Consider the following 24,921-nt stretch of genomic DNA (forward strand, 5'->3'; position numbering starts at 1 on the left):
TTGATGAGTAGTGACGTATGCCCGCAAAAGTAGTGGTAATAGGCAGCTTGAACATGGACCTGGTCACCCGCGCGCCGCGCCTGCCGCGTGGCGGTGAAACGCTGATCGGCCAGTCGTTTTCAACCGTCTCCGGCGGCAAAGGCGCGAATCAGGCTGTAGCGGCGGCTCGACTGGGCGCCGAGGTTTCGATGGTTGGCTGCATCGGCTCCGACGCCTACGGGCAGCAGTTGCGCAACGCGTTGTTGGCCGAGCAGATTGATTGTGACGCCATCAGCATCGTCGACGGCGCCAGCGGTGTCGCGTTGATCGTTGTGGATGACAACAGCCAGAACGCGATCGTGATTGTCGCAGGCGCCAATGGTGCGTTGACGCCGGGCGTAATCGATCGTTTTGACTCAGTGTTGCAAGCGGCGGACGTGATCATCTGCCAACTGGAAGTGCCAGACGCCACCGTCGGTCATGCGTTGAAGCGCGGGCGTGAACTGGGCAAAACCGTGATCCTCAATCCCGCACCGGCCAGCCGCCCATTGCCTGCGGATTGGTACGCCGCCATCGACTACCTGATCCCTAACGAAAGCGAAGCGGCGGCGCTGAGCGGTTTGCCGGTGGACTCCCTGGAAACCGCCGAGACGGCCGCGACGCGATTGATCGGCATGGGCGCCGGTAAAGTCATCATCACCCTTGGCGCCCAAGGCTCGCTGTTTGCCGACGGACTAGGGTTCCAGCATTTCCCCGCGCCACAAGTGCACGCGGTCGACACCACGGCGGCTGGCGATACATTTGTAGGCGGTTTTGCTGCGGCGTTGGCGTCCGGTCAATCCGAAGCCGAAGCGATCCGTTTCGGCCAGGTCGCGGCGGCGTTGTCGGTGACCCGAGCCGGTGCGCAACCTTCTATTCCTACCTTGTCCGACGTACAGGCATTTAAAGCACCATGAAAAAGACCCCTCTGCTCAACGTCGCGCTGTCGCGGCTGATCGCGTCTCTGGGCCATGGCGACATAGTCGTGATCGGCGATGCCGGCCTGCCGGTGCCGCCAGGCGTCGAACTGATTGATCTGGCGCTGACCCACGGCATTCCGGATTTCGTCAGCACTTTGAAAGTTGTGCTCAGCGAAATGCAGGTCGAAAGCCACGTCCTCGCCCAAGAGATTCTTGATAAAAAGCCAACGGCTTTGGCGACTCTGGATCAGCTGAATGCCGACGGTGAACTGGGCCGGCGCGAGCTGCTCAGCCACGACCAATTCAAAGTCCTTAGCCGACAAGCACGGGCGATTATTCGTACAGGCGAATGTCAGCCGTACTGCAACATCGTGTTGGTGTCCGGGGTAACGTTCTAACTCGCTGTTTCCTTCTATGCTTTCCCACGCACAAGGAGTGCGCTATGCACCGCTATGCTCAGAAACTGCATCATCTGCTTCGGAGTCTGCTGCTCTTGTCTTTCATCACCGCAACAAGCGCCCAAGCGGCGGAAAAGATCGACCTGATCATCGACACCGACCCGGGTGCCGACGACGTCGTTGCCTTGCTGTTTGCCCTGGCTTCGCCGGAAGAACTGAACATCCGCGCACTGACCACCGTCGCCGGCAACGTACGTCTCGACAAGACTTCGCGTAATGCGCGTCTGGCCCGCGAGTGGGCAGGGCGCGAAGACGTGCCGGTCTACGCTGGCGCGCCGAAACCGCTGATGCGCACGCCGATCTACGCCGAGAATATCCATGGCAAGGAAGGCCTGTCGGGTGTCACGGTTCACGAACCGAAGAAGGGTTTGGCTGAAGGCAACGCGGTCAATTACCTGATCGATACCTTGAAAAACGCCAAGCCGCACAGCATCACCATTGCCATGCTCGGTCCACAGACCAACCTGGCCCTGGCGCTGATCCAGGAACCCGAGATCGTGCAGGGCATCAAGGAAGTGGTGATCATGGGGGGCGCGCACTTCAACGGCGGCAACATTACCCCAGTGGCCGAATTCAACCTGTTCGCTGATCCGCAGGCTGCGGAAGTGGTGCTCAAAAGTGGCGTGAAGTTGACTTATCTGCCGCTGGACGTGACCCACAAGATCCTCACCAGCGACGCGCGCCTGAAGCAGATCGCCGCGCTGAACAACAATGCGGGCAAGATCGTCGGCGATATTCTCAACGAATACGTCAAGGGCGACATGGAGCACTACGGTATTCCGGGCGGCCCGGTGCATGACGCGACCGTCGTTGCTTACCTGCTGAAGCCGGAGCTGTTCACCGGGCGTGCGGTGAATGTCGTTGTTGATAGCCGCGAAGGTCCGACCTTTGGCCAAACCATCGTCGATTGGTACGACGGCCTGAAAGCGCCGAAAAACGCCTTCTGGGTCGAGAATGGCGATGCTCAAGGCTTCTTCGACCTGCTGACCCAACGTTTGGCTCGTCTGAAGTAAGCTGCATGCCCGCAGGTGCCAGCCTGCGGGTTTTACTCCCTGCCTGAACCCACCAAGCCAAGATAATTGGCCGGGTATTTCTCGAATACCTGGGCGATGAACGACTGCGCGGCTTGCGTTCCCAACTCCTTGACCAGCAGGTCGATGCCAATGATTGCCAATTCTTCCGGGCTGCCGGGGCTATAAGAACTGTGACCCTGAGGCCACTTGGCTTTGATGTCGGCGTCGATGCTTACGGTGGTCATGATGGCGCTCGTGAAGTCGGGAATGTCTGAGTGTCGAGTTAACCATTTTTGTCTGGCGTTTGGCACTCCGACTTAGGCATGAGAGGAGGGCTATGCGACACTTGGTTCTTTGATGGATTTTCAAGGACCGCGCTGTGCAGATCGATTTGAATAAACCTGACGCCTTGACCCTTGAAGCCGTGCGCCAATTGCTGGCCTCCGCCAGCGATGACGAGCACACCCAATTGCGTGTGACCAAAGAAGGCATCGCTTACATTTCGTCAGGCGTAGTGGGCGGCACCGACATTGGTGGGTTGCTGTTTCGTCTGGAGACGTGGGCCAAAGGCTCGGGTTACGTAGGATTGGTCGCGGCCAGCGATGAAGTCTGGGTCATGCAGATTTTCAACGCCTTGAAAGAAAACTGGCCTAACCCGCCATTCGACTACATCGACGTCTATTGAGCGCCGTTCATATTCAGTCACGATTGAGTGCTGAACGGCTCGGCGCTGCTCAGGCAAACTCGCTGATTGTCCAGTCCTGCGGCGCTCTGATAGCGCTGTCCCGTGAAACCAAACGCAGGATCGGCGGTCGCACGAACTCAGCTTATCTATTGAATAAAGGAGGCTTCATGCCTTGGAAGCTCGCGTCATTGGGTACTTTGTTGGCCGTCGCCATGCTGGCCGGTTGCAGCACACCCTCCACCGAGTCGACAGCAACTGATGCTGTAACGACCGAAACCGGTCATAGCCGCTGTGATTCGAATGCTGCGCAATTCACCATCGGCAAAAAAGCTTCGCCAGAATTGCTGGAGCAGGCGCGTACTCGGGCGGGCGCGCAGAATGCGCGGATCCTCAAGCCTAGCGACATGGTGACCCTGGAGTACCGCTCCGATCGCCTGAATCTGAATACCGACGACAACCTGGTGATCACGCGCATCAACTGCGGCTGATCTTTTCAGGTTTTTGTTACGTGCATAAAAAACCCCGTCACATGGACGGGGTTTTTTTAGTGCGCCAGAAACTTACTCTGGGCGGACTTGTGCAGCTTGCATACCCTTTTGGCCTTTCTCAGCCACGAAGGAAACGGTTTGGCCTTCTTTCAGGCTTTTGAAACCGTCGCTTTCGATAGCTTTGAAGTGTACGAACAGGTCGTCACCGCCACCTTGAGGAGTGATGAAGCCGAAGCCTTTTTCATCGTTGAACCATTTAACGGTGCCGGTTTGGCGATTAGACATGGTGTATCTCCAAGAAACATATATTTTCAGTAGTACTGTGCTGCTCAGGCCAACTGGGCACACGGGACTATCATAGTCGAAATGTACGATTTGGGAGCCCCCCGCGGGTGCTGTTTACCCCATAACCGCACATTCTTTGTTGCTCGATCTGGCTGAGAGCCCCGATTTAAAAGGCTTTCAGCCGAAAGTAAAGACGATAAAAAAACCTGTAAAACCTGCAAAATTTGTCGGAAAAGACGCTTTTTGCATGCATTTCATCGTCTGTCAGAGCCCTCAAAGCGCATTTTGGCGCTTACTTTTTTGGCGCGGTATCGGCTTTGCACGCGGCAATTTGGCCCAATGCCTTCTGTTGCAGGTCAAGCGGTGCCTTGTTGTCCATCAATGCCTGGATGTCCTTGGCCGGATACGACTTGATTGCGTCGGCGCCACAGGCGCAGTGCGCCTTGGCGGCTGCGGCGCCAATCTGTGGAGTGGCGGCCTGAGTGCACTGAGCCATGTATTTGGCGCGCTCACCTTTTGGCCAGTCTGCGTGGGCAGCCAGTGGCAGCAACAGGGCAATGGGTGCGACGACTGCGAACAAACGATTCAGACGCATGCTGGGATGCTCCTTGTGGGTCAATGTCTTGTTATATGAGGGGTAAAGCGCCGTTCTAGTTCAGCACTCTGGCATAAAACGGCTGATTTGCCGTAGTGCAAAAGCTCGTTGCCGCGATGACCGTTCATCTGTGCTAGCATGCCCCGCTCGGGCTTTTGCAGGCTCCGGCTGACTTTTCGTCCCGGCAGCGGCAACGACCGAATAACCCTGATTTGAATCCCAGTCACTCTGGTTCGGTTTTCCGGTTGGCCGCAAGGCTCCTGCCGCTGTAAGGCAGGCGTTCGTCATTGAATGGCCTGGATCGGATCTTGTACTGGCTCATCCCAACCCACGTGACCTTTGGTAGGGGTCACCACTAGGAGAGGAGGCGCCATGCCAACTATTACTCTTCCCGACGGCAGTCAACGTTCATTCGATCACCCGGTTTCCGTAGCCGAGGTCGCCGCATCCATTGGTGCAGGCTTGGCCAAAGCCACCGTGGCCGGCAAGGTCAATGGCAAGCTGGTTGACGCCAGCGACATCATCGACAGCGATTCCACGCTGCAAATCATTACGCCAAAGGATGAAGAGGGGCTGGAGATCATTCGCCACTCTTGCGCCCACCTGGTTGGCCATGCGGTCAAGCAGTTGTACCCGACCGCCAAGATGGTCATCGGTCCGGTCATCGACGAAGGCTTCTATTACGACATCGCCTTCGAGCGTCCTTTCACTCCGGACGACTTGGCCGCGATCGAACAGCGCATGCAGCAGCTGATCGAAAAAGATTACGACGTGATCAAGAAAGTCACTCCGCGCGCCGAAGTGATCGAAGTGTTCAAGGCCCGTGGCGAAGATTACAAGTTGCGCCTGGTCGAGGACATGCCGAACGAGCAGGCCATGGGCCTGTACTATCACGAAGAATACGTCGACATGTGCCGCGGCCCGCACGTGCCGAACACGCGTTTCCTGAAATCCTTCAAGCTGACCAAGTTGTCCGGCGCCTACTGGCGCGGCGATGCCAAAAACGAGCAATTGCAGCGCGTTTACGGCACTGCCTGGGCTGACAAGAAGCAGCTGGCGGCTTACATCCAGCGCATAGAAGAAGCTGAAAAGCGCGATCACCGCAAGATCGGCAAGCGTCTGGGCCTGTTTCACACCCAGGAAGAAGCGCCGGGCATGGTTTTCTGGCACCCGAACGGCTGGACTTTGTACCAAGTGCTCGAGCAGTACATGCGCAAGGTTCAGCGCGACAACGGCTATCTGGAGATCAAGACTCCGCAAGTCGTTGACCGCAGCCTGTGGGAGAAATCCGGGCACTGGGCCAACTACGCCGACAACATGTTCACCACGCAGTCGGAAAACCGCGACTACGCGATCAAGCCAATGAACTGCCCTTGCCACGTGCAGGTGTTCAACCAAGGCTTGAAGAGCTACCGCGAACTGCCGATGCGTCTGGCCGAATTCGGTGCCTGCCACCGGAACGAGCCGTCGGGTGCGCTGCACGGCATCATGCGTGTACGTGCTTTCACTCAGGACGACGCGCACATCTTCTGTACTGAAGAGCAGATGCAGGCCGAATCCGCTGCATTCATCAAGCTGACCATGGACGTTTACGCCGACTTCGGCTTTAAAGACGTCGAAATGAAACTTTCCACTCGTCCGGAAAAACGCGTAGGTTCCGACGAGCTGTGGGATCGCGCTGAAGCGGCATTGGCTGCAGCCCTTGATAGCGCTGGTCTGCCGTACGATCTGCAGCCGGGGGAGGGCGCGTTCTACGGTCCGAAGATCGAATTTTCGCTGAAAGATTGCCTTGGCCGTGTCTGGCAGTGTGGTACCCTTCAGCTCGATTTTAATCTGCCTGTCCGTCTGGGAGCCGAATACGTCTCCGAAGACAACAGTCGCAAGCACCCGGTAATGTTGCACCGGGCGATCCTTGGATCCTTCGAACGTTTTGTCGGAATCCTGATCGAGCACTACGAGGGCGCGTTCCCTGCGTGGCTTGCTCCGACCCAGGCAGTGATCATGAACATCACTGACAAACAGGCCGATTTCGCCGCCGAGGTTGAAAAAACTCTCAACGAAAGCGGATTTCGTGCCAAGTCTGACTTGAGAAATGAAAAGATCGGCTTTAAAATCCGCGAGCATACTTTGCTCAAGGTTCCCTATCTCTTGGTTATCGGAGATCGGGAAGTCGAGATGCAGACTGTCGCTGTGCGTACTCGTGAAGGTGCTGACCTGGGCTCGATGCCCGTCGCCCAGTTCGCTGAGTTTCTCGCGCAAGCGGTTTCCCGGCGTGGTCGCCCAGATTCGGAGTAATTACTATTAAGCGTGAAATGAGACAAGATAAACGAGCTGCACCGAAAGCCCCGATCAACGAGAATATCTCGGCACGCGAGGTTCGGTTAATTGGGGCTGAGGGCGAGCAGCTTGGGATTGTGTCAATTGAAGACGCGCTTCTTAAGGCTGAAGAAGCCAAGCTCGATTTGGTGGAAATTTCCGCCGATGCTGTACCTCCTGTCTGCAAGCTGATGGACTACGGCAAATCGATCTTCGAAAAGAAGAAGCAGGTTGCCGCAGCCAAGAAGAACCAGAAGCAGATTCAGGTTAAAGAAATCAAGTTTCGTCCAGGGACGGAGGAAGGGGATTACCAGGTAAAACTGCGCAACCTGGTACGTTTCCTGAGTGATGGGGACAGGGCCAAGGTATCCTTGCGATTCCGCGGCCGTGAGATGGCCCACCAGGAGCTGGGGATGGAACTCCTCAAGCGAGTTGAAGGTGACTTGCTCGAGTACGGTTCGGTCGAACAGCATCCTAAGATGGAAGGACGCCAGCTGATCATGGTCATCGCCCCGAAAAAGAAGAAGTAATCATTTGGGCACGGCAGGCCTACTGATTATGTTTATCAACTGAATGCGGAGTATCCGAACATGCCAAAAATGAAAACTAAAAGTGGTGCTGCTAAGCGGTTTCTGAAAACTGCTAACGGTATCAAGCACAAGCACGCTTTCAAGAGCCACATCCTGACTAAAATGTCGACCAAGCGTAAGCGTCAACTGCGCGGTAGCAGCTTGCTGGCACCGTGTGACGTGGCAAAAGTCGAGCGCATGCTGCGCCTTCGTTAATTTAGTCAAGAATAGAGGAAGTAACTCATGGCTCGTGTAAAGCGTGGCGTCATTGCCCGTAAACGTCACAAAAAAATTCTGAAACTTGCTAAAGGCTACTACGGCGCTCGCTCGCGCGTATTCCGTGTTGCCAAGCAAGCGGTAATCAAGGCAGGCCAATACGCCTACCGTGACCGTCGTCAGAAAAAACGTCAGTTCCGCGCTCTGTGGATCGCTCGTATCAACGCTGGTGCACGTATCAACGGTCTGTCCTACAGCCGTTTCATCGCCGGCCTGAAAAAAGCGTCCATCGAGATCGACCGTAAGGTTCTGGCTGATCTGGCAGTGAACGAAAAAGCGGCGTTTGCTGCGATTGTCGAGAAAGCTAAAGCCACCTTGGCTTAAGTACCCCCGACAGTCACCCGGCCTCATCTTTGTGGGGCCAGGTGTTAAACGTCATAAATAGGGGAAGAGCCTTCAAGCTCTTCCCCTATTTTGTATCTGGAGTCTGTACATGGAAAACCTGGATGCGCTGGTCTCTCAAGCACTAGAGGCTGTGCAAAGCGCTGAAGATATCAATGCCCTGGAGCAAATCCGGGTTCACTACCTTGGCAAAAAGGGTGAATTGACTCAGGTGATGAAGACCCTGGGGAATTTGCCGGCAGAAGAGCGTCCGCAAGTCGGCGCCCTGATCAACGTTGCCAAGGAGCGCGTCACAGAGGTTCTCAATGCGCGCAAAGCACTGTTTGAAGAGGCCGATCTGGCTGCCAAACTGTCCGCCGAGTCGATTGACGTGACCCTGCCTGGCCGCGGCCAGACCTCGGGTGGTCTGCATCCGGTTACCCGCACTCTGGAACGTATCGAACAGTTCTTCACCCACATTGGCTACGGCATTGCCGAAGGCCCTGAGGTCGAAGACGACTATCACAACTTTGAAGCGCTCAACATCCCAGGCCATCACCCGGCCCGGTCGATGCATGACACCTTCTATTTCAATGCCAACATGTTGCTGCGCACCCATACCTCGCCGGTACAGGTCCGCACCATGGAATCGAAACAGCCGCCGATCCGCATCGTCTGCCCAGGCCGTGTGTATCGTAGCGACTCGGATATCACCCACTCCCCGATGTTCCACCAGGTCGAAGGCCTGCTGGTCGACCGCGATATCAACTTCGCCGACCTGAAAGGCACCATCGAGGAATTCCTGCGCGTGTTCTTCGAAAAAGAACTGGCCGTGCGTTTCCGTCCTTCGTATTTCCCGTTCACCGAGCCATCCGCCGAAGTCGACATGGAATGCGTGATGTGCAGCGGTAAAGGCTGCCGTGTCTGCAAACAGACTGGCTGGCTGGAAGTCATGGGTTGCGGCATGGTTCACCCGAACGTGCTGCGCATGTCCGGGATCGACCCGGAAGAGTTCTCGGGCTTTGCCTTCGGCATGGGCGTTGAGCGTCTGGCCATGCTGCGTTACGGCGTGAACGACTTGCGTCTGTTCTTCGACAACGACTTGCGGTTCCTCGCGCAATTTCGCTAGTCGTAACGAATTCTTAGGAGAGCAGGATGAAATTCAGTGAACAATGGCTGCGCGGCTGGGTAAGCCCGCAGGTTAGTCGTGACGAGCTGGTTGCTCGTCTGTCGATGGCCGGTCTTGAGGTCGATAGCGTTACGCCGGCCGCCGGCGAATTCACCGGTGTGGTGGTGGGCGAGGTGCTGAGCACCGAGCAGCATCCGGACGCCGACAAGTTGCGCGTGTGCCAGGTCAGCAATGGCTCGGAGACTTTCCAGGTCGTTTGCGGAGCGCCGAACGTGCGTCCGGGCCTGAAGATTCCATTCGCCATGATCGGTGCCGAACTGCCGGGCGACTTCAAAATCAAGAAAGCCAAGCTGCGTGGCGTTGAGTCCAACGGCATGCTGTGCTCGCAAGCCGAGCTGCAAGTTGGCGAAGGCAACGATGGCCTGATGGAATTGCCGGTCGATGCACCGGTTGGTCAGGACATTCGTGAATATTTGGGCCTGGACGATGCCAGCATCGAGGTCGATCTGACCCCGAACCGCGGCGATTGCCTGTCCCTGGCCGGTCTGGCCCGTGAAGTCGGCGCGCTGTACAACGCCGAAGTCACCCGTCCGGTAGTTGCTGTCGTGCCGGCCGTGCACGACGAAGTGCGTTCGGTCGAAGTGCTGGCGCCCGCCGCTTGCCCGCGTTATCTGGGTCGGGTAATCCGTAACGTCGATCTGTCCAAGCCAACACCGCTGTGGATGGTCGAGCGTTTGCGTCGTGGCGACGTGCGCAGCATCGACGCCGCCGTCGACATCACCAACTATGTGATGCTCGAATTGGGTCAACCGCTGCACGCGTTCGATCTCGCCGAAATCAATGGCGGCATTCGCGTGCGCATGGCCGAAGAAGGCGAGAAGCTGGTTTTGCTTGACGGTCAGGAAGTCAGCCTGCGCAGCGATACGCTGGTAATTGCCGACCACACCCGCGCCTTGGCAATCGCCGGCGTCATGGGTGGCGAGCACAGCGGCGTCAACACTGCGACCACGCGTGATGTATTCCTCGAAAGCGCATTTTTCGACCAGATTGCTGTCGCTGGCAAGGCCCGTTCCTACGGCCTGCACACCGACGCTTCGCATCGTTATGAGCGTGGCGTGGACTGGCAATTGGCCCGCGAAGCCATGGAGCGCGCCACTGGCCTGCTGCTGGAAATCACTGGCGGCGAAGCTGGCCCGATCATCGAAACCGTCAGCGAACAGCATCTGCCGTCGATCGCCCCGGTCACGTTGCGAGCGCAGCGCATCACGCAGATGCTGGGCATGGAGATGGACCCGGTCGAAGTCGAGCGTCTGCTTAATGGTCTGGGCCTGAAGGTTAGCGCCGATGGAGCAGGGCAGTGGCGCGTAGAAGTGCCAAGCCATCGCTTCGATATCAGCCTGGAAGTTGATCTGATCGAAGAGCTGGCCCGTCTGTACGGCTACAACCGTCTGCCGGTTCGTTATCCGCAAGCCCGCCTCGCGCCGCAAGCCAAGGCTGAAGCCCGCAGCGACTTGCCTGAACTGCGTCGCCTGCTGGTGGCGCGTGGTTATCAGGAAGCGATCACTTACAGCTTCATCGATCCGAAACAGTTCGAACTGTTTAATCCGGGTGTTGAACCACTGCTGTTGGCCAATCCGATTTCCAATGACATGGCAGCCATGCGTTCGTCGCTGTGGCCAGGCTTGGTCAAATCGCTGCAGCACAACCTGAATCGTCAGCAGGATCGGGTTCGCTTGTTCGAAAGCGGGCTGCGTTTTGTCGGTCAACTGGATGGTCTGAAGCAAGAGCCGATGCTCGCCGGTGTTGTTTGTGGCAGCCGTCTGCCGGAAGGCTGGGCGCAAGGGCGTGATGTCATCGACTTCTTCGACATCAAGGCTGATGTTGAAGCGGTGTTGGGCTTTGCCGGTGCACTGAATTCGTTCACGTTTGTACCGGGCAAGCACCCGGCGCTGCACCCGGGTCAAACCGCGCGCATCGAGCGTGAAGGGCGCCTTGTAGGTTTTGTCGGCGCAATTCATCCTGAGCTGTCGAAAAACCTCGGTCTCGACCGTCCGGTGTTTGTTTTCGAGCTGGTTCTGGCTGAAGTGGCTTTGGGTAAAATGCCTAAATTCCAGGAGTTGTCGCGTTTTCCTGAAGTGCGACGTGACCTTGCGCTGATTGCTGAAAAAGACGTCGCCGCCAGCGCCGTGCTGGACGTAATCCGTGAAAATGCAGGGGAATGGCTGACGGACCTCAGGCTATTTGACGTATATCAGGGTAAAGGCATTGATCCTGATAGAAAAAGCCTAGCAGTCGGCTTGACCTGGCAGCATCCATCGCGCACTCTTAACGACGATGAGGTGAATACTACGACGCAAAATATCCTCACCTCGCTCGAACAAAGGTTGAACGCCACGTTAAGGAAGTGACGTATGGGGGCTCTGACGAAAGCTGAGATGGCGGAACGTCTGTATGAGGAGCTGGGCCTGAATAAACGGGAGGCCAAGGAATTGGTCGAACTGTTTTTTGAAGAAATCAGGCACGCTCTGGAAGACAACGAACAAGTCAAGTTGTCCGGTTTCGGCAATTTCGACCTTCGGGACAAACGCCAGCGGCCTGGCCGCAATCCGAAAACGGGTGAAGAAATCCCGATCACGGCTCGCCGTGTGGTCACCTTTCGTCCAGGGCAGAAGTTGAAGGCCCGAGTTGAGGCTTATGCTGGAACCAAGTCATAACGACGAGCTACCCGTCATCCCAGGCAAACGCTACTTCACCATTGGTGAAGTCAGCGAGCTGTGTGCGGTAAAACCGCACGTGCTGCGCTATTGGGAGCAGGAGTTTCCTCAACTCAACCCCGTCAAACGCCGCGGAAACCGCCGGTATTATCAGCGCCAGGACGTGCTGATGATCCGGCAGATCCGCGCGCTTCTTTACGATCAAGGGTTCACCATCGGCGGCGCGCGTTTGCGGTTGTCCGGCGATGAAGCCAAAGACGACACCACTCAGTACAAGCAGATGATCCGGCAGATGATTGCCGAATTGGAAGACGTGCTGGTTGTGCTCAAGAAGTAAAATCCAGCGTTTGAATACTTCCAGTTTTCAAAAGCTTGCGATATATTCTTGAGCGTTCTTCGAGGAGAAGAACAGGTTAAACGCCTAGTCGGGGCGTAGCGCAGTCCGGTAGCGCACTTGCATGGGGTGCAAGGGGTCGAGTGTTCGAATCACTCCGTCCCGACCATATTTTTCAGTGACTTAGCCCAACTTTCGCGAGTTGGGCTTTTTCATGTCTGTGACTTTTGCGGACGGCTCGATTTTTCACGTCTGCCTCCTTCGCCCTTCCTGACCCGATTACCCACCTTGACGCTCAGCCTACTAGAAGGTAGCGTCCGGCCATGACTAATCACTCGAACACTTTTAACGAAATCCTCAACTGCGCACGCTCGCTCATCATCGCCGGCGGGTACAACGGTTTCAGCTATGCGGATATCGCGGAATTCGTAGGCATTCGCAAGGCCAGTATCCACCACCACTTTCCTACCAAGCTCGATCTCGTCGTCACGCTGGTCAGACGGTACCGGGAGGAAGCGGAAGTTGGAATTGGCGAAATAGAGCGCCATTGTCCGTCGCCGGAAGATCAACTCCGCGCCTATATGGGTTACTGGCAATCGTGCATTGCCGACGCTGCAAAGGGCTACTGCGTCTGTGCATTACTGGCGACGCAGATTCCGGTATTACCGCAGGACGTGGTGGTAGAGGTGCGCACGCACTTTCTGGCACTGTCCACTTGGCTCACTTCTGTTCTGCAGCGCGGATCGGAGCAGGGTAATTTCATCTTGACCGGTGAGGCACGGGCCGAGGCGGAGGCTTTCATGGCGACCGTTCATGGCGCCATGCTCTCGGCTCGTGCCTATGGCGATCCGGCGATGTTTGGCGTAATTACCCTCCCGCTTATCGACAAGTTGGTTAACAAGTAATAACGCTGACGTTGATGTCAGATGCGCATGGACGTAACACTAACGTCTCGCCGAAGTACTTAAACATCCTCTGTCGAATCGTCAGCCGCGGGTAAATGGCCAGTCGAAAATCTGCGCGCTGCGATGAGAACCGGAAGAAGCTGGCGGCCTGTTTCTGATAGTTGATATTCGACTCGCAGAGGCTTTTCACCTAAGTCGACTCGCTCGATCAAACCATCTCTGGCCATCTCCCGAAGGTGGGCCGTCAGCATCTTCTGGGAAACGCCGGGCAGATCTCGCTTCAACTGCAATGTGCGGATCGATGGGTCGGCGTAGAGCCTGAATGTAATCGGCACGCAAATGGCACGTACCGGACCGGCTTCGCAGTTGCCCTGAGTATCCCTACGGTTTAGGCTGCGCCGGAGCTCAGGGAACCCGCGCACATGGTCATTGAAAAAAAGATAAATTCAGCATCAGTCAGCATGAAGTCGCTGCATCCACTCGATCATGCGCTTGAGTTGCTGCATTTCGGCTTTCGCGGGCTGACCGTCAAGGCCGATCAGTTTCTGGCGACGCTCGACCTGTCGCGCGTGCATCACCGCGTTCTCTACATCATCGCCCGGGCGGATGAGATCAATGTCGGTGATCTGGCGATGACGTTAGGCATCAGCAAACAAGCGTTACACCGACCTCTCAAGCATTTGATCGATCAGGATCTGGTGTGTTTCAGCCGCGCCCCGGAGCGCCATCGTTTCAAGCTGCTGGCGCTCACGGAAGCGGGCAGGGTGGTGGAACAGACCGCTACTGAATCGGAGCGGCAGACGCTGGATCAAGCGTTTCGCAGTGCTGGTGTCGAAGGGCAAGCGGCCTGGACCTCGATCATGGCGTCACTGGCCGACAATCTGAACTGAACTCAGGTGATGCGCTCGCGCACCATGATGCACTTGGCTAGCGGGTCGAGCAGCGCTTCGGTTGCCTCGTCGGGCGAGACCACAGTCGGGCTTACCATCAGCGGATCACAGCGTCCGCTGCTGACTAGGTCGAACACCTTGGGGATGTGGGGGCGCACATTGCACAGCCCTACCGAAAGGGTGACGTCGCGCAAATACATGCCAAACAGAGGGATCTTCGGATCGTCGAAGATGATGCCGATGCATGAGCAATGTCCGCCCGGCGCCAGTGCCAGCAACCCGCGGTGCAGTGACTGGTGATCGCGGGTCGCGGACACGACAACGTCGTAACGCTCGTCGAGTATCGTCGGCAGATCGACGTTGCCACCGCTGCGCACCGCGAGGTCGCGACGATAGTCATTGTCGTCCAGGTAATCGACGCTCCCTGCGCCTGCGGCCACGGCCATCTGAACCGCGAGCACGCCGAGACTTTCTGTGCCTCCCACCACTAGAACGCGGGCGTTCTCCCGCGTGCTGATCGGGCGGCTGGTGGCGACCCACGCGTCCGTGAGGTTGTCACTGGCACTTGCCACCGCCAGCGGATTGAGCCCCGGTGGCAACGGCACCAGCATCGCGTCGGCAAATGGCACATCGACGACTTCCGAAAACAGCCCGCCCCAATGGCCGCCTGCGGGGACACCGTAAGCGGCGTGACGCGGCACCGTTGTGCACGCGGTGGCTCGCCCGGCAAGGCACTGAGGGCAGTTTCCACAGGCGATCTTCCACGGCACCGAAACCAGGTCGCCGCGTCGGACGGTCAGCACTGCCTCACCGACTTGCAACACTTCCGCCACACATTCGTGGCCTAGTGCAAAGGGCGGTTTAAAGGGTGTAGTGCCGGCAATCAGGCGCCGGTCGAGGTCACAGGAAGCGCTGGCTATCGGGCGGACCAGCGCACCGTGGGCGCTGGAAAGCGGCGGTGATGGCGCTTCGATCCAGGCCAATCGCCCGGCACTCTGGACGTTCAATACTTTCATTGGCTCAGGCTCCCGCGACGGCAAACGTGGTGGTCGCCTTGGCGAAAAGCTTGCCCGCGTCATCGACCACGTGCGCATCGCAAATCGCCAGGCTACGCGTACGCTCCACCAGCCATCCTTCGACACGATAGATCTGGCCGACGCGCAGCGGTCGCACGAATTTGACGTTGAGGTCGATCGTTGAATGCGGCGTCGACGTTTCCAATGTAGAAAACAACGCCAACGCCGCAGCGCCATCCAGGCAAGTCGCGGCGAAACCACCGTGTACGGCACCTGCCGGGTTCAGATGTCGATCATCGGGCCGAGCCTCCAAGGTAATTCTCCCTGGGCTGACCATGACGGCAGTCAGGCCCATCGTCTGACCGATGGAAGAGGCGGGGATCTCCCCGCGAATCAACGCACGCAGCGCTTGCAACCCGGATATCTCGTTTTCGCTCATGTGATTTCCCGTGTGGCCCGGCCCGGTAGCGTGGTCGCGGTGCGCAGTGGAGAGCGCACATCAGCGGCCAACCTAAACGCTGCGAGGACCTTATGTCAACAATGTTGATGTGAGGTTGTAGCTCGCTTGACAGGTCAGCCTACCTACTAGTAGATTCAACTCCGTTCGAGGTCACATGCAAACAGAGCCGGCGGATGAGCGGGAGCATGTTCAGGGAGTTTTATTCAGGCACAGGGTCGTCGGCATCGATCAGTTCAACGCGGCATCGGAAGCTCTCGATGCCTGACTCCTCATCGCCGCAACAGTGGCGCCGAGCTTAATTTCCCTGAGAGATTCCCATGCCCCATCCACTGTCGTTTGTCGGAATAGTCCATACAGTCATCAGCCTGGTTCCCGTCTTCGCGGGGCTCTACAGCTTCGCCCGCTACAGCAAGATCGACACCACCACACGCTCCGGCAAAACGTATTTGCTGGGGTTGGTGCTAGCGGTCATCACCTCATTTGGAGTTTCAAGTACTGGCGGTTTAAACGCAGGGCATGTGTTTGGCATTGTCGTTCTGCTGGCAGCCTTCGGCGGTGTGTTGGTGCCGCGATTGACCTTTTTCGGCAAGCTTCGCCCTTATCTGTCGGTCTTCGGGCTGTCGTTCAGTTTCTTCTTGTCACTGGTGCCCGCGATCAACGAAACACTCACTCGACTGCCAGCCGACCAGCCGTTGGCCGCCGGTCCTGGCGCGGGCGCGGTGAAGATCACCTTATTGGTAGTGTTTTGTTTGTTTGTCGTGGGATTTGCCGTGCAATGCCGGCTGGTGCGTGGACAGCAGCGTGGACTGGTCCGAACCTGAAACCGGTCTGCGCATGAGACCGGCTTGATGGCCGCCATTGCGGCGGCCACTGCTTCGAAGCCTACGTTCCGATCATTTCACCCGCCAGATCCGCGAGGGCCCGCAGCCGGTCCATATGTCGCATGTCGTGGTGATAGCCCATCCAGATATCGCGGCCGGGCGGTGCACTGCCAACGTCTATCCGCTTCAGACCGGTCAACTGGTCGCCTAACGCGCGGGGCAAAACCGCTGCACCCAAACCGCGTGCGCACATCTGCGCCTGCACGGTGCGGCTGCTGCTGGTGAAAACCGTTTTGGCGTGGGGAAACAGCTCTTTCAGCCAAAGCACATCGGGGTAATGAGCCTGCGCCGTGCTCATCAGGATCAGCCCGAAAGTCTGCTCATTTTGCTCAAGTGGGAAAGGCAAATCCGCCGCGAAGTAAAGTCCGTAAGGCAAAGTCGTCAGTCGACGTTGAACGATATCCGGCTCGGTAAACGGCACGATTCGAAACGCGATATCTGCATCACGCCGTGCCAGATCGAACAGGCGATGCCCCGCGATCACCTCTGGAACAATTAACGGGTAGCGTCGCGACATTTCGCTGAAGACCGGCGCCAGCACATAACTGGCAAACCAGTCAGCCGAAGAGATCCGCAACAGTCCCTCAGGTTGATCACTGTCGCCCGCCAAATGCCGTTCGATGGAAAGGGCGCTGCGCTCCATTTCCTCGGCCAGGCGCAGAATTTTTTCTCCACTGTCCGTCAACACCAGACCTTGCCCGGTGCGGCGGAAAAACACCTGGCCGCTGTGCTGTTCCAGAACGTGAAGACGACGGCCGACGGTGGGATGGCTGACGCCCAGTTGCTTCGCGGCGGCGCCCAGCGAGCCGGTCCGGACGATCGCCAGAAAGACGCGCAAGTCATTCCAGTCCATGGCCCACCCCCTAACAAAAATGAACGGCGAAGATGCAGCAATGGCAGTCCCCTTGCAACCCTGTGCGCTACACAATTGCTTCATCGACGTTTACTCGGCAAGCAAGCAAGAGGGCTCCAGATGAATATCGGTTTTGTGGGTGTCGGGAGCATGGGACGAGCGATCATTCCTTTGCTCATTCAAGCAGGCCATCGCGTCAGTGCGTGGAATCGCACTGCCGATGCGCTGGCTGGGCTGAATAATATCGACGTGCTCGCGTCTGCGGCGCTGGCGTTTGAGCAGCCGGTGGTCATCAGCCTGCTCGCTGACGACGCAGCGGTGAACGAGGTATTGCTGGACTCGGCGGCGTTGAAAACCGCCTGTGACGCCTGCATTCATATCGTCATGTCGACACTGTCGCCGGCGTTGATGGCGCAATTGCAGGAAGCACACGACGAGGCGGGCGTGCTGCTCATCGCTGCGCCGGTTTTCGGTATTCCTGCTGTCGCCGCCAAGGGTGAACTGAACATTCTGGCGGCCGGACCTGACGCCGCGATAGTTCGCGTTCAGCCACTGTTTGATGTTCTCGGCAAAAAGACCTGGAGGCTGGGCGAGCAACCGGTGCAGGCCTGCATCGCCAAAGTCGCCGGCAACCTGATGATCGCCCAAGCCATCCAATCACTGGCCGAAGCGAGCGTGCTTACCGAGCAATATGGCTTGAGCGCGTCGGCGTTCATCGACCTCATTACCCAGACCCTGTTCGCGTGCCCCAGCTATCAGCGCTACGGGCAAAACATCGTCAACGAGCATTTCGAACCCGGTTTCAAACTGTCGCTGGGTTTGAAGGACGTCAATCTTGCCCTACGGGCTGCGCAGGGCCGTGGGCTCGATCTACCCGCCGCGCGCGTGGTGCGTTCGAGAATGGACGCGGCCGTGACGAACGGACTCGGTCACAAGGATTGGTCGGCGTTTTCGCTCATGGCCAAGGGTGAACAGGCGACTGCACAGACGCCAGCGGATCTTGCGCGCAGGGCACAGTCATGAATATCAAAGCACTCGCCGCACGCCTCGACCATCTGGAGAGCCGTTCGGCGATTGAAGCGCTTATCTCCGCTTATGCAAACGCGTTCGACCGTTTGGATGCCGACCTCTTGCAGCAGATCTGGCATCAGGACTCGACGCTCGACCTGCCCGGATTCGGCAGCGCGCAGAGCCGGGACGAAATCCTCAGCATGGCCGAGCAGAGCTGGCAGCAGATGCCGCACATGCATCACTGGATGGCCAACGCGCTGATTCAAATCGACGGCGACAGCGCGGCTGGCACCGTTGCCGCCAATTGCCTGTTTCACGACATCGAGCAAGGTCCGGTACAAGTCAGCGGCCTCTACCACGACCGGTTTGAGCGCCGTGACGGCGAGTGGCGGTTCGTCTCCCGGCGTTTCGAGTTGCACTTCCTGACGCCGCTCAAAGACTGGGCGCCCGTCGCAGGAAGCGAGCTTTTCAAGTCGGCTTCCATCCCTGATTAAAGCGGCTGCATACCTGTCGCCAGCTATGTTTTCTGGAGTTGCTCAATGACATTCAAACTGGATTGCGAGGCGCGCCGCTGGTGGGCTTTCGCTGTTCTTCTGGTCGGCGCTTTTCTGCCACCGCTGGACTTTTTCATCGTCAATGTCGCCTTGCCGTCAATCCGTGGCGGTCTGGCGATCACACCTGCGCAGGTGCAATGGGTGATCTCCGGTTACGCGGCCAGCTACGCGGTTTTACTGATTACCGGCGGGCGGCTGGGAGACCTGTTTGGCCGCCGTCGGGTGTTCATGGCGGGCATGGCCGGTTTCGGCGTTGCTTCATTGATCTGCGGCTTGGCCAACTCGCCGGCAATGTTGATCGGCGGACGGGTGTTGCAAGGGTTGAGCGCTGCGGCAATGGCCCCGCAATGTCTGGCGTCGATCCATAGCTTGTTTGCGCAGCATCAGCGTTCGCGGGCGTTGGCGGTGTATGGCGCAACGATTGGCTTCGCCGCAGTGGTCGCGCAGGCATTGGGCGGCTGGCTGATATCGATGAACCTCTGGGGTCTGCAATGGCGTGCAGTGTTCCTGATCAACCTGCCGATCGTCATCGTTGTGCTGATTGGCGGGACGCGCTTGCTTGCCGACACCCGGAGCCAGACGCCGGCGCCGCTGGATCGCATTGGCGTGCTGCTGTGTGCACTGACGGTCGGGTTGCTGGTAATCCCGTTGGTTGAGGGCCGGGAAGCCGGTTGGCCATGGTGGCTTTGTCTGCTGCTGTTGGGCTCGCCGCTCGCCGCTGTGACCTTTTGGCGCCACGAAATCGCGTTCGAGCGCAGGGGCGGAACACCCTTGGTCAGTGCGCAACTCAGTCGCGCGCCGGGCCTCGTCGCCGGGCTGACGGGCGTGCTGTTTTTCTACGTGATATCGGCCTTCTTCCTGACGTTTTCGATTTATCTGCAGGACGCTTTGGGGGCGACACCGTTGGCCTCGGGGATGATGTTCGTGCCGTTTGGCCTCGGTTTTCTGATCGGCCCGCTGACCACACCTTTCGCCATTCGCTGGTTCGGCCGTTTTGTCCCGGCCATAGGCATGCTGCTTGAGGTGCTGGGATGTTTGATCCTCAGCGCGGCGGTTGCAACCGCACCGACAGGGCAGAGCCCGCCAATCACCCTGGTGATTCTGGCCGTGGCGTTGCTCGGTTTTGGCCAGGGGTGGGCGCTGCCGACGCTGATTCGCACGGTGATTGATCGTGCGCCGCCAAGTGGCTCGGGAATGCTCTCCGGGGTGGTCAATTCGGCGTTGCAAATCAGCGCCGCGCTGGGTGTCGCGGTGCTCGGTGGGGTGTTTTACGCGCTGGCCGCTCCTGCGCAAAACGCTTCCTCAATTGCCAGCGGATTCATCGCCACGCTGCTCGGCATTGCTGCTTGCCTGGTCGTTTCAGCGCTGCTGTCGGTTTACGCCTCGATGCCCCGTAAAGCACAAGTGGCTGCCTCTTTCCCTTCACCCTAAATGCGTTACTCAGGAGTCAAAAAATGTCTGGCAAATTTATCAATCAAGTAGCCGTCGTTACGGGCGGTTCCACTGGCATCGGCTTCGCGATTGCCCAAGGTCTGTTGGCCGAGGGCGCCAAGCGCGTTTACATCACCGGACGCTCGGCGGCGACCTTGGACGCTGCGGTTACCGCACTGGGCGAAAATGCCGTGGCGGTGGTCTCTGATGTGTCTCGGCAGGCCGATCTCGACGCACTCAAAACGTTGGTTGAAATACAGGATGGTCAGCTCGACGCGGTGTTTGCCAATGCCGGCATATGCGAAAAAAACCCGCTGGGCGAAACAACCGAAGCCGCTTACTACTCCATGTTCGACATCAACGTGAAGGGCGTATTTTTCACCGTGCAGACGCTGTTACCGTTGCTGAAGGATGGCGCGTCAATCGTTCTGACCGCCTCCATTTGTTCCAGCAACGGGATGGAAGGCTTGAGCTTGTACAACGCCTCGAAAGCCGCAGTGCGATCATTTGCCCGGACCTGGGCCAATGAGTTGAAGGGCCGGAAAATCCGCGCGAACGTGCTCAGCCCGGGCTTTACCAGAACTCCGTTGATGGACAACGGACTGAAGATGGACGAGAGCCAGATCGACGCACTCAGAAGTCACGTCAGCCAGATCGTGCCGCTGGGCTACATGGCCCAACCGCAACAGATCGCCGCGTCCGCGCTGTTTCTTGCCAGCGCTGACGCCAGTTACGTCAACGGCGTGGAACTGATGGTCGACGGTGGCCTCTCGCAAATCTGAGCCTGCCTGTCTGGGCCATAAATGGTCGTCAAATCAGCCATGACTGTTGTCGGCATTCGCGTCTGACGGCTGCGGCGCAGGACCTTCTGTTGAAGGAGGCTTGCGCCGGCGCCAGATCTTAATGCGCGGCGATTGCAATGGTGCTCGAGCGATCTCGAACGGGAGCCAGATGACGATGCTTCCGGACAGCGCCACGGCAATTGCCGCGGCGTTGAGTCCGCCCTCGCAAGAAGCGCCGGCGCTGAAATCGCCGCCACAGGATTCCTCGCCCCACCAGCGCTGATCTTCCACAAGCTCCGGGCACACGCCTGCAAACGTCGTTCGCCCGATCTTGTTGGGTGAATGGGGTGTGATCTTGCGACACGCCAACATTTGCAGCATCGCTTCCACGTCCAGTCGGCGCGGCTCATCTGCGTTGGCCCCCAACAAAACTTGCGTGCTCGCCGGCGCGGGCGGCACCACAGCGGACCGCGCCTGAGCCTTCAGTTGCGCCTGAAAATCTGCGCCATTAGCCATCGCTCGGGTATTTCTTCCCGCCCCCGCAGCATTCGAAAACAGTGCAGGGCTGGGCGGCAGGGCGGAGATGCGGGTCATAAGAACCCCTCAAGATGTGCCGGGAATTGGGCGTGGGTCTGCAGGACAGGCTTGACCGATTTCACACCTGACGCAACCCCACTGTGGCGAGCGAGCTTGCTCGCGCTGGGCTGCGCAGCGGCCGCAAGATCCTGTGAGCGCTGCGCACTCAAACGCGAGCAAGCTCGCTCGCCGCAGGTTCGGTGTTTGGCGGAAAGGTGGTTATGCAGGAGCGGTTCCATCGTTCTCTCCCGTGCGGGGAGGGCACGTGTGAAAGATCCGAAGATAGTCGTTAGATGGGAGGTTGTCTACCAACTGGTAGGTTTGTTTCGGCGGATGTTCCCTCCCCAATCATCCAAATTCTTTGAATTTTTTCGAACACCAGATATCTGACAGCCACAAGCTCCATTCTCCTTTGCGTTAGAATTCCCGCCCACATGCTTTTCCCCCCGTTCGCCCATGGCCGTGATGAGGCCCGACCGCTAGAGCTTATACATGCAATCAAATGACCGCAGCGTCGGTGTTTCCTTACTCCTGCAGGACCTGCGAGCGGGTACCGCGCAGTTGCACGTTGCTTTAGAGAAACGCCTGCCGTTCTTTTCCCCCGCGCTGGATCACGCTCATTACCAGCGTCTTGTTCAGGCCTATTACGGTTTTTACCAGCCATTGGAACAGCGCCTGAGAGACAGTGGCCAGACCCCCGACGACTTTGATTTGGCCGTGCGCCTGAAGACGCCCACGCTGCACAGCGACTTGCTGGCGCTGGGGCTGAGTGATCAGGCTATCGACCAATTGCCGCTTTGCGACACATTGCCCGCGATCCATTCTGCACCGGCCTGTCTCGGCGTTTTGTACGTGCTCGAAGGCGCGACCCTCGGTGGGCAAATCCTGCGTCGCGAAATCGCCGCGCGACTGAATCTGGATGCCGCGAATGGCGGCGCTTTTCTGGATATCTACGGTGCCGCCACCGGTCGCCGCTGGCGCGATTTCACTGATTACCTGGCCACCCGCCCATTTGACGCGTCCAGTCGGCAAGCTGTCGTCGACGCCGCCCAGCAAACATTTGCCTGCTTTGAACGCTGGCTCGATCGTACAGAGGTGCTTCTATGAATCCGTTGGACAAAGACGCTTTTGAAGAATTGCTCAACAATTGTGGCGACGAGCCGATTCGCACGCCCGGCGCGATCCAGCCACACGGCGTGCTGCTGACCTTGTCCGAGCCGGATTTGCGCATCGTGCAGATCAGCGCCAACGTCCAGGAGTTGTTGGGCTGCGCAGCGCAAGACATGGTCGGCGAGCCATTGCAGCGGCTGGTCGGCGCTGACTATGCGCAAGCGATCGAACAAGCGGCGCAGCAAGACAATTCGCTGGATGGCGCCGAGCTGTTTTTTACCCTCAACGGCGCCACGTTCGAAGGTTTTGTGCACCGCCATCAAGGTGTTCTGGTGCTGGAACTGGAGGTCAAGGATCCGGCGTTTCAGCCGCGCATGGTCGATGGCAAACCGAATAACCTCGGCCGGATGTTGCAGCGTCTGCAGCGCGCGAAAACGCTGCAGGCGCTGTATGAGGTCAGCGTCCAGGAGATTCAGCAGATCACCGGTTACGACCGGGTGCTGATCTATCGTTTTGAAGAAGAAGGTCACGGTCAGGTAATCGCCGAAGCGACGTCGCCGGATATGGAAGTGTTCCAGGGGCTGTTTTTCCCAGCCTCGGACATTCCCGAACAGGCGCGCGAGTTGTACCGCACCAATTGGTTGCGGATTATCCCCAACGCCGATTATCAACCGGTGCCGCTGGTGCCCAAGCTGCGCCCCGACACCGGGCAGCCGCTGGATTTGAGCTTCGCCAGCCTGCGCAGTGTTTCGCCGATTCACTGCCAGTACATGAAGAACATGGGCGTGCTGTCCTCCATGAGCATTTCGCTGCTCAAGGGCGACAAGCTCTGGGGCCTGATCAGCTGTGGCAATCGTCAGCCGTTGCACGTACCGCACGAATTGCGCAGCGCCTGCCAGACCATCGGCCAAGTGTTGTCGCTGCAGATCAGCGCGATGGAAGCGCTGGAAGTCAGCCGTCAGCGCGACGAAAAAATCGAGACCTTGGCGTTGCTCAATCAAGCGATGATCGACTCGACGGAAAACGTTTTCGACGGCCTCGCGCAGCAGCCCCAGTTGTTAATGGCGCTGGCCAACGCCGGGGGTGTGGCGATCATCGAAGACAAGCAATTGCATCGCTACGGCAACTGCCCCGAACCCGAAGAAATTCGTGCGCTGCACAAGTGGTTGCAGACTTCCTCGCAGAAGGTTTTTTCCAGTCATCAACTGTCGCTGGTGTATCCGCCGGCCGCCGCGTTCACCCAAGTCGCCAGCGGCGTGCTCGCCATGAGCCTGCCGAAACCGGTGGACAACGGCGTGTTGTGGTTTCGCCCCGAAGTGAAGGAAAACATCAATTGGAGTGGCGACCCGAACAAGCCGCTCAACCTCGAAGATTCCGACGGCGGTCTGCGTTTGCGTCCACGCACTTCGTTCGAGATCTGGAAAGTCGAGATGGCCGGGATTTCCACCAAATGGAGCCACGGCGATTTGTTCGCCGCCAACGATCTGCGGCGTTCGGCACTGGAAAGTGACCTGGCGCGGCAAGTGCTGCGCGAGCAGCGTGCAGTGCAGGCGCGCGATGATTTGGTGGCCGTGGTATCGCACGATTTGCGCAATCCGATGACGGTCATTTCGATGCTCTGCGGGATGATGCAGAAGGCTTTCAGCTCCGACGGCCAGCACACCTCGCGGCGCATCGCCACGGCCATCGACACCATGCAGCAAGCGACCAGCCGGATGAACACGCTGCTGGAAGATTTGCTCGACACTTCGAAGATCGATGCCGGGCGCTACACCATCACCCCGCAGCCGCTGGCGGTGGCGGAAATGTTCGAAGAAGCGAATGCCTTGCTGTCGCCGCTGGCGCTGGACAAGGACATAGAAATTTCCTTCCACGCCGAGCCGCAATTGAAGATCAACGCCGACCCGGAAAGGCTGTTCCAGGTGCTGTCGAATCTGGTCGGCAATGCGATCAAGTTCACCCCGCGCAGTGGCAAGATCGGCGTGGTGGCGATGGCCTCGGGCGATGAAATTGTCTTCAGCGTGCGTGATACCGGCGAGGGGATCCCGCCAGAGCAACTGCCGTATGTGTTTGATCGGTACTGGACGGTCAAGGAGGGCAATCCTTCCGGAACGGGCCTGGGACTTTACATCACCCAAGGCATCGTCGAGGCCCACGGTGGGCGCATCGAAGCGCAGAGTGAAGTGGGTCGCGGCACCGAGTTTCGGTTTACCGTGCCGAAGGTTTGAGTCCTCAGGAAAGAGCCGATTGATCGCCGGCACGCGGCCGGCGATTGACCTTGGCAAGTGCGGATAACCCGAGGTTCTCCGTCACCTGAAAGCATGCTGAAAG

30 protein-coding genes and 1 tRNA gene are annotated in these 24,921 nt (G+C 58.2%); 23 read left to right on the forward strand and 8 right to left on the reverse strand.

Annotated features, from left to right (window positions below):
* The first annotated feature begins 17 nt into the window (after nt 1-17).
* Genes rbsK through FBY12_RS13575 form a run of 3 tightly spaced genes read left to right on the forward strand, consistent with a single transcriptional unit; the run spans nt 18 to nt 2,409 of the window.
* Entirely contained in the window at nt 18-935 is a 918-nt protein-coding gene (gene rbsK / locus FBY12_RS13565) for a ribokinase (RefSeq protein ID WP_101208640.1), read from the forward strand.
* Nucleotides 932-1,336 (forward strand): D-ribose pyranase, encoded by a 405-nt coding sequence (gene rbsD / locus FBY12_RS13570; RefSeq protein ID WP_145253139.1) that lies wholly within the window; start codon nt 932-934, stop codon nt 1,334-1,336. The genes rbsK and rbsD overlap by 4 nt, the downstream gene beginning before the upstream one ends.
* Nucleotides 1,337-1,380: 44 nt before the next feature.
* Nucleotides 1,381-2,409 (forward strand): nucleoside hydrolase, encoded by a 1,029-nt coding sequence (locus FBY12_RS13575; RefSeq protein WP_121732158.1) that lies wholly within the window; start codon nt 1,381-1,383, stop codon nt 2,407-2,409.
* 32 nt (nt 2,410-2,441) lie between these two features.
* On the opposite strand, the gene FBY12_RS13580 is transcribed toward FBY12_RS13575, so the two are convergent.
* Nucleotides 2,442-2,654, reverse strand: a complete 213-nt coding sequence (locus FBY12_RS13580) for a hypothetical protein (RefSeq protein ID WP_092279958.1) — start codon at nt 2,652-2,654, stop codon at nt 2,442-2,444.
* A gap of 134 nt (nt 2,655-2,788) precedes the next feature.
* Between FBY12_RS13580 and FBY12_RS13585 the strand changes: the two genes are divergently transcribed.
* Both FBY12_RS13585 and FBY12_RS13590 read left to right on the forward strand, forming a co-directional pair.
* On the forward strand, nt 2,789-3,094 hold the full coding sequence (locus FBY12_RS13585; protein ID WP_101208637.1) for a hypothetical protein: 306 nt from the start codon (nt 2,789-2,791) through the stop codon (nt 3,092-3,094).
* Nucleotides 3,095-3,261: 167 nt separating this feature from the next.
* On the forward strand, nt 3,262-3,582 hold the full coding sequence (locus FBY12_RS13590) for an I78 family peptidase inhibitor (protein WP_121732159.1): 321 nt from the start codon (nt 3,262-3,264) through the stop codon (nt 3,580-3,582).
* Nucleotides 3,583-3,654: 72 nt separating this feature from the next.
* On the opposite strand, the gene FBY12_RS13595 is transcribed toward FBY12_RS13590, so the two are convergent.
* Together FBY12_RS13595 and FBY12_RS13600 are read right to left on the reverse strand one after the other, a co-directional pair.
* Complete coding sequence (locus FBY12_RS13595) at nt 3,655-3,867, reverse strand: cold-shock protein (RefSeq protein ID WP_003179963.1); 213 nt, start codon at nt 3,865-3,867, stop codon at nt 3,655-3,657.
* A gap of 292 nt (nt 3,868-4,159) precedes the next feature.
* Nucleotides 4,160-4,462, reverse strand: coding sequence for a hypothetical protein (locus FBY12_RS13600; protein WP_121732160.1), 303 nt, complete (start codon nt 4,460-4,462; stop codon nt 4,160-4,162).
* Between the two features lie 372 nt (nt 4,463-4,834).
* On the opposite strand from FBY12_RS13600, the gene thrS reads away from it, so the two are divergent.
* The 10 genes from thrS to FBY12_RS13650 all read left to right on the forward strand — a co-directional run bounded on the left by thrS (nt 4,835) and on the right by FBY12_RS13650 (nt 13,026).
* Nucleotides 4,835-6,757 (forward strand): threonine--tRNA ligase, encoded by a 1,923-nt coding sequence (gene thrS / locus FBY12_RS13605; RefSeq protein ID WP_092279966.1) that lies wholly within the window; start codon nt 4,835-4,837, stop codon nt 6,755-6,757.
* Nucleotides 6,757-7,308, forward strand: coding sequence for a translation initiation factor IF-3 (gene infC, locus FBY12_RS13610; RefSeq protein ID WP_176469887.1), 552 nt, complete (start codon nt 6,757-6,759; stop codon nt 7,306-7,308). The genes thrS and infC overlap by 1 nt, the downstream gene beginning before the upstream one ends.
* Nucleotides 7,309-7,368: 60 nt before the next feature.
* On the forward strand, nt 7,369-7,563 hold the full coding sequence (gene rpmI, locus FBY12_RS13615) for a 50S ribosomal protein L35 (protein WP_008145659.1): 195 nt from the start codon (nt 7,369-7,371) through the stop codon (nt 7,561-7,563).
* A gap of 27 nt (nt 7,564-7,590) precedes the next feature.
* Complete coding sequence (gene rplT / locus FBY12_RS13620) at nt 7,591-7,947, forward strand: 50S ribosomal protein L20 (RefSeq protein WP_007905879.1); 357 nt, start codon at nt 7,591-7,593, stop codon at nt 7,945-7,947.
* 109 nt (nt 7,948-8,056) lie between these two features.
* Nucleotides 8,057-9,073 carry a phenylalanine--tRNA ligase subunit alpha gene (gene pheS, locus FBY12_RS13625; protein WP_007905876.1) on the forward strand — a complete coding sequence of 339 codons (1,017 nt, stop codon included), beginning with the start codon at nt 8,057-8,059 and terminating at the stop codon, nt 9,071-9,073.
* Between the two features lie 26 nt (nt 9,074-9,099).
* Complete coding sequence (gene pheT, locus FBY12_RS13630; RefSeq protein WP_145253140.1) at nt 9,100-11,481, forward strand: phenylalanine--tRNA ligase subunit beta; 2,382 nt, start codon at nt 9,100-9,102, stop codon at nt 11,479-11,481.
* 3 nt (nt 11,482-11,484) lie between these two features.
* Nucleotides 11,485-11,787 carry an integration host factor subunit alpha gene (ihfA, locus tag FBY12_RS13635; RefSeq protein WP_002553164.1) on the forward strand — a complete coding sequence of 101 codons (303 nt, stop codon included), beginning with the start codon at nt 11,485-11,487 and terminating at the stop codon, nt 11,785-11,787.
* A complete protein-coding gene (locus FBY12_RS13640; RefSeq protein ID WP_003179985.1) occupies nt 11,768-12,124 on the forward strand; it encodes a MerR family transcriptional regulator in 357 nt (118 codons plus the stop codon). The genes ihfA and FBY12_RS13640 overlap by 20 nt, the downstream gene beginning before the upstream one ends.
* 89 nt (nt 12,125-12,213) lie before the next feature.
* A tRNA-Pro gene (locus FBY12_RS13645) sits at nt 12,214-12,290 on the forward strand.
* 154 nt (nt 12,291-12,444) lie between these two features.
* Complete coding sequence (locus FBY12_RS13650) at nt 12,445-13,026, forward strand: TetR/AcrR family transcriptional regulator (protein WP_145253141.1); 582 nt, start codon at nt 12,445-12,447, stop codon at nt 13,024-13,026.
* A 59-nt stretch (nt 13,027-13,085) separates the two neighbouring features.
* Here the strand turns inward: FBY12_RS13650 and FBY12_RS13655 are convergent, their stop codons facing one another.
* A complete protein-coding gene (locus FBY12_RS13655) occupies nt 13,086-13,448 on the reverse strand; it encodes a helix-turn-helix domain-containing protein (protein WP_306092823.1) in 363 nt (120 codons plus the stop codon).
* A gap of 39 nt (nt 13,449-13,487) precedes the next feature.
* On the opposite strand from FBY12_RS13655, the gene FBY12_RS13660 reads away from it, so the two are divergent.
* Nucleotides 13,488-13,916, forward strand: a complete 429-nt coding sequence (locus FBY12_RS13660; RefSeq protein WP_256663307.1) for a MarR family transcriptional regulator — start codon at nt 13,488-13,490, stop codon at nt 13,914-13,916.
* Between the two features lie 2 nt (nt 13,917-13,918).
* Here the strand turns inward: FBY12_RS13660 and FBY12_RS13665 are convergent, their stop codons facing one another.
* Both FBY12_RS13665 and FBY12_RS13670 read right to left on the reverse strand, forming a co-directional pair.
* Entirely contained in the window at nt 13,919-14,932 is a 1,014-nt protein-coding gene (locus FBY12_RS13665; RefSeq protein WP_145253142.1) for a zinc-binding dehydrogenase, read from the reverse strand.
* A gap of 4 nt (nt 14,933-14,936) precedes the next feature.
* Complete coding sequence (locus FBY12_RS13670) at nt 14,937-15,371, reverse strand: PaaI family thioesterase (protein WP_145253143.1); 435 nt, start codon at nt 15,369-15,371, stop codon at nt 14,937-14,939.
* A gap of 338 nt (nt 15,372-15,709) precedes the next feature.
* Here FBY12_RS13670 and FBY12_RS13675 point away from each other — a divergent pair, with 338 nt between their 5' ends.
* The gene (locus FBY12_RS13675) at nt 15,710-16,213 is read left to right on the forward strand and encodes a hypothetical protein (RefSeq protein ID WP_145253144.1); all 504 of its coding nucleotides are present in this window, start codon (nt 15,710-15,712) and stop codon (nt 16,211-16,213) included.
* A gap of 61 nt (nt 16,214-16,274) precedes the next feature.
* On the opposite strand, the gene FBY12_RS13680 is transcribed toward FBY12_RS13675, so the two are convergent.
* Nucleotides 16,275-17,126 carry a LysR family transcriptional regulator gene (locus FBY12_RS13680; RefSeq protein WP_145253145.1) on the reverse strand — a complete coding sequence of 284 codons (852 nt, stop codon included), beginning with the start codon at nt 17,124-17,126 and terminating at the stop codon, nt 16,275-16,277.
* A gap of 120 nt (nt 17,127-17,246) precedes the next feature.
* Here FBY12_RS13680 and FBY12_RS13685 point away from each other — a divergent pair, with 120 nt between their 5' ends.
* Genes FBY12_RS13685 through FBY12_RS13700 form a run of 4 tightly spaced genes read left to right on the forward strand, consistent with a single transcriptional unit; the run spans nt 17,247 to nt 20,904 of the window.
* Nucleotides 17,247-18,149, forward strand: coding sequence for an NAD(P)-dependent oxidoreductase (locus tag FBY12_RS13685; RefSeq protein ID WP_145253146.1), 903 nt, complete (start codon nt 17,247-17,249; stop codon nt 18,147-18,149).
* Nucleotides 18,146-18,631 (forward strand): nuclear transport factor 2 family protein, encoded by a 486-nt coding sequence (locus FBY12_RS13690; RefSeq protein WP_145253147.1) that lies wholly within the window; start codon nt 18,146-18,148, stop codon nt 18,629-18,631. The genes FBY12_RS13685 and FBY12_RS13690 overlap by 4 nt, the downstream gene beginning before the upstream one ends.
* 45 nt (nt 18,632-18,676) lie before the next feature.
* Nucleotides 18,677-20,122: an MFS transporter gene (locus FBY12_RS13695; RefSeq protein ID WP_145253148.1), complete on the forward strand. Its 1,446-nt coding sequence runs from the start codon at nt 18,677-18,679 to the stop codon at nt 20,120-20,122.
* 23 nt (nt 20,123-20,145) lie between these two features.
* The gene (locus tag FBY12_RS13700) at nt 20,146-20,904 is read left to right on the forward strand and encodes an SDR family oxidoreductase (RefSeq protein WP_145253149.1); all 759 of its coding nucleotides are present in this window, start codon (nt 20,146-20,148) and stop codon (nt 20,902-20,904) included.
* Between the two features lie 33 nt (nt 20,905-20,937).
* Here the strand turns inward: FBY12_RS13700 and FBY12_RS13705 are convergent, their stop codons facing one another.
* A complete protein-coding gene (locus FBY12_RS13705; protein WP_145253150.1) occupies nt 20,938-21,498 on the reverse strand; it encodes a hypothetical protein in 561 nt (186 codons plus the stop codon).
* Between the two features lie 474 nt (nt 21,499-21,972).
* On the opposite strand from FBY12_RS13705, the gene FBY12_RS13710 reads away from it, so the two are divergent.
* Nucleotides 21,973-22,587, forward strand: coding sequence for a biliverdin-producing heme oxygenase (locus FBY12_RS13710; protein ID WP_145253151.1), 615 nt, complete (start codon nt 21,973-21,975; stop codon nt 22,585-22,587).
* Nucleotides 22,584-24,818, forward strand: coding sequence for an ATP-binding protein (locus FBY12_RS13715; protein WP_145253152.1), 2,235 nt, complete (start codon nt 22,584-22,586; stop codon nt 24,816-24,818). Before FBY12_RS13710 ends, FBY12_RS13715 begins: the two co-directional genes overlap by 4 nt.
* Nucleotides 24,819-24,921 lie beyond the last annotated feature (103 nt).

This window comes from Pseudomonas sp. SJZ131, from assembly GCF_007828705.1.
Lineage (GTDB): Bacteria > Pseudomonadota > Gammaproteobacteria > Pseudomonadales > Pseudomonadaceae > Aquipseudomonas > Aquipseudomonas prosekii.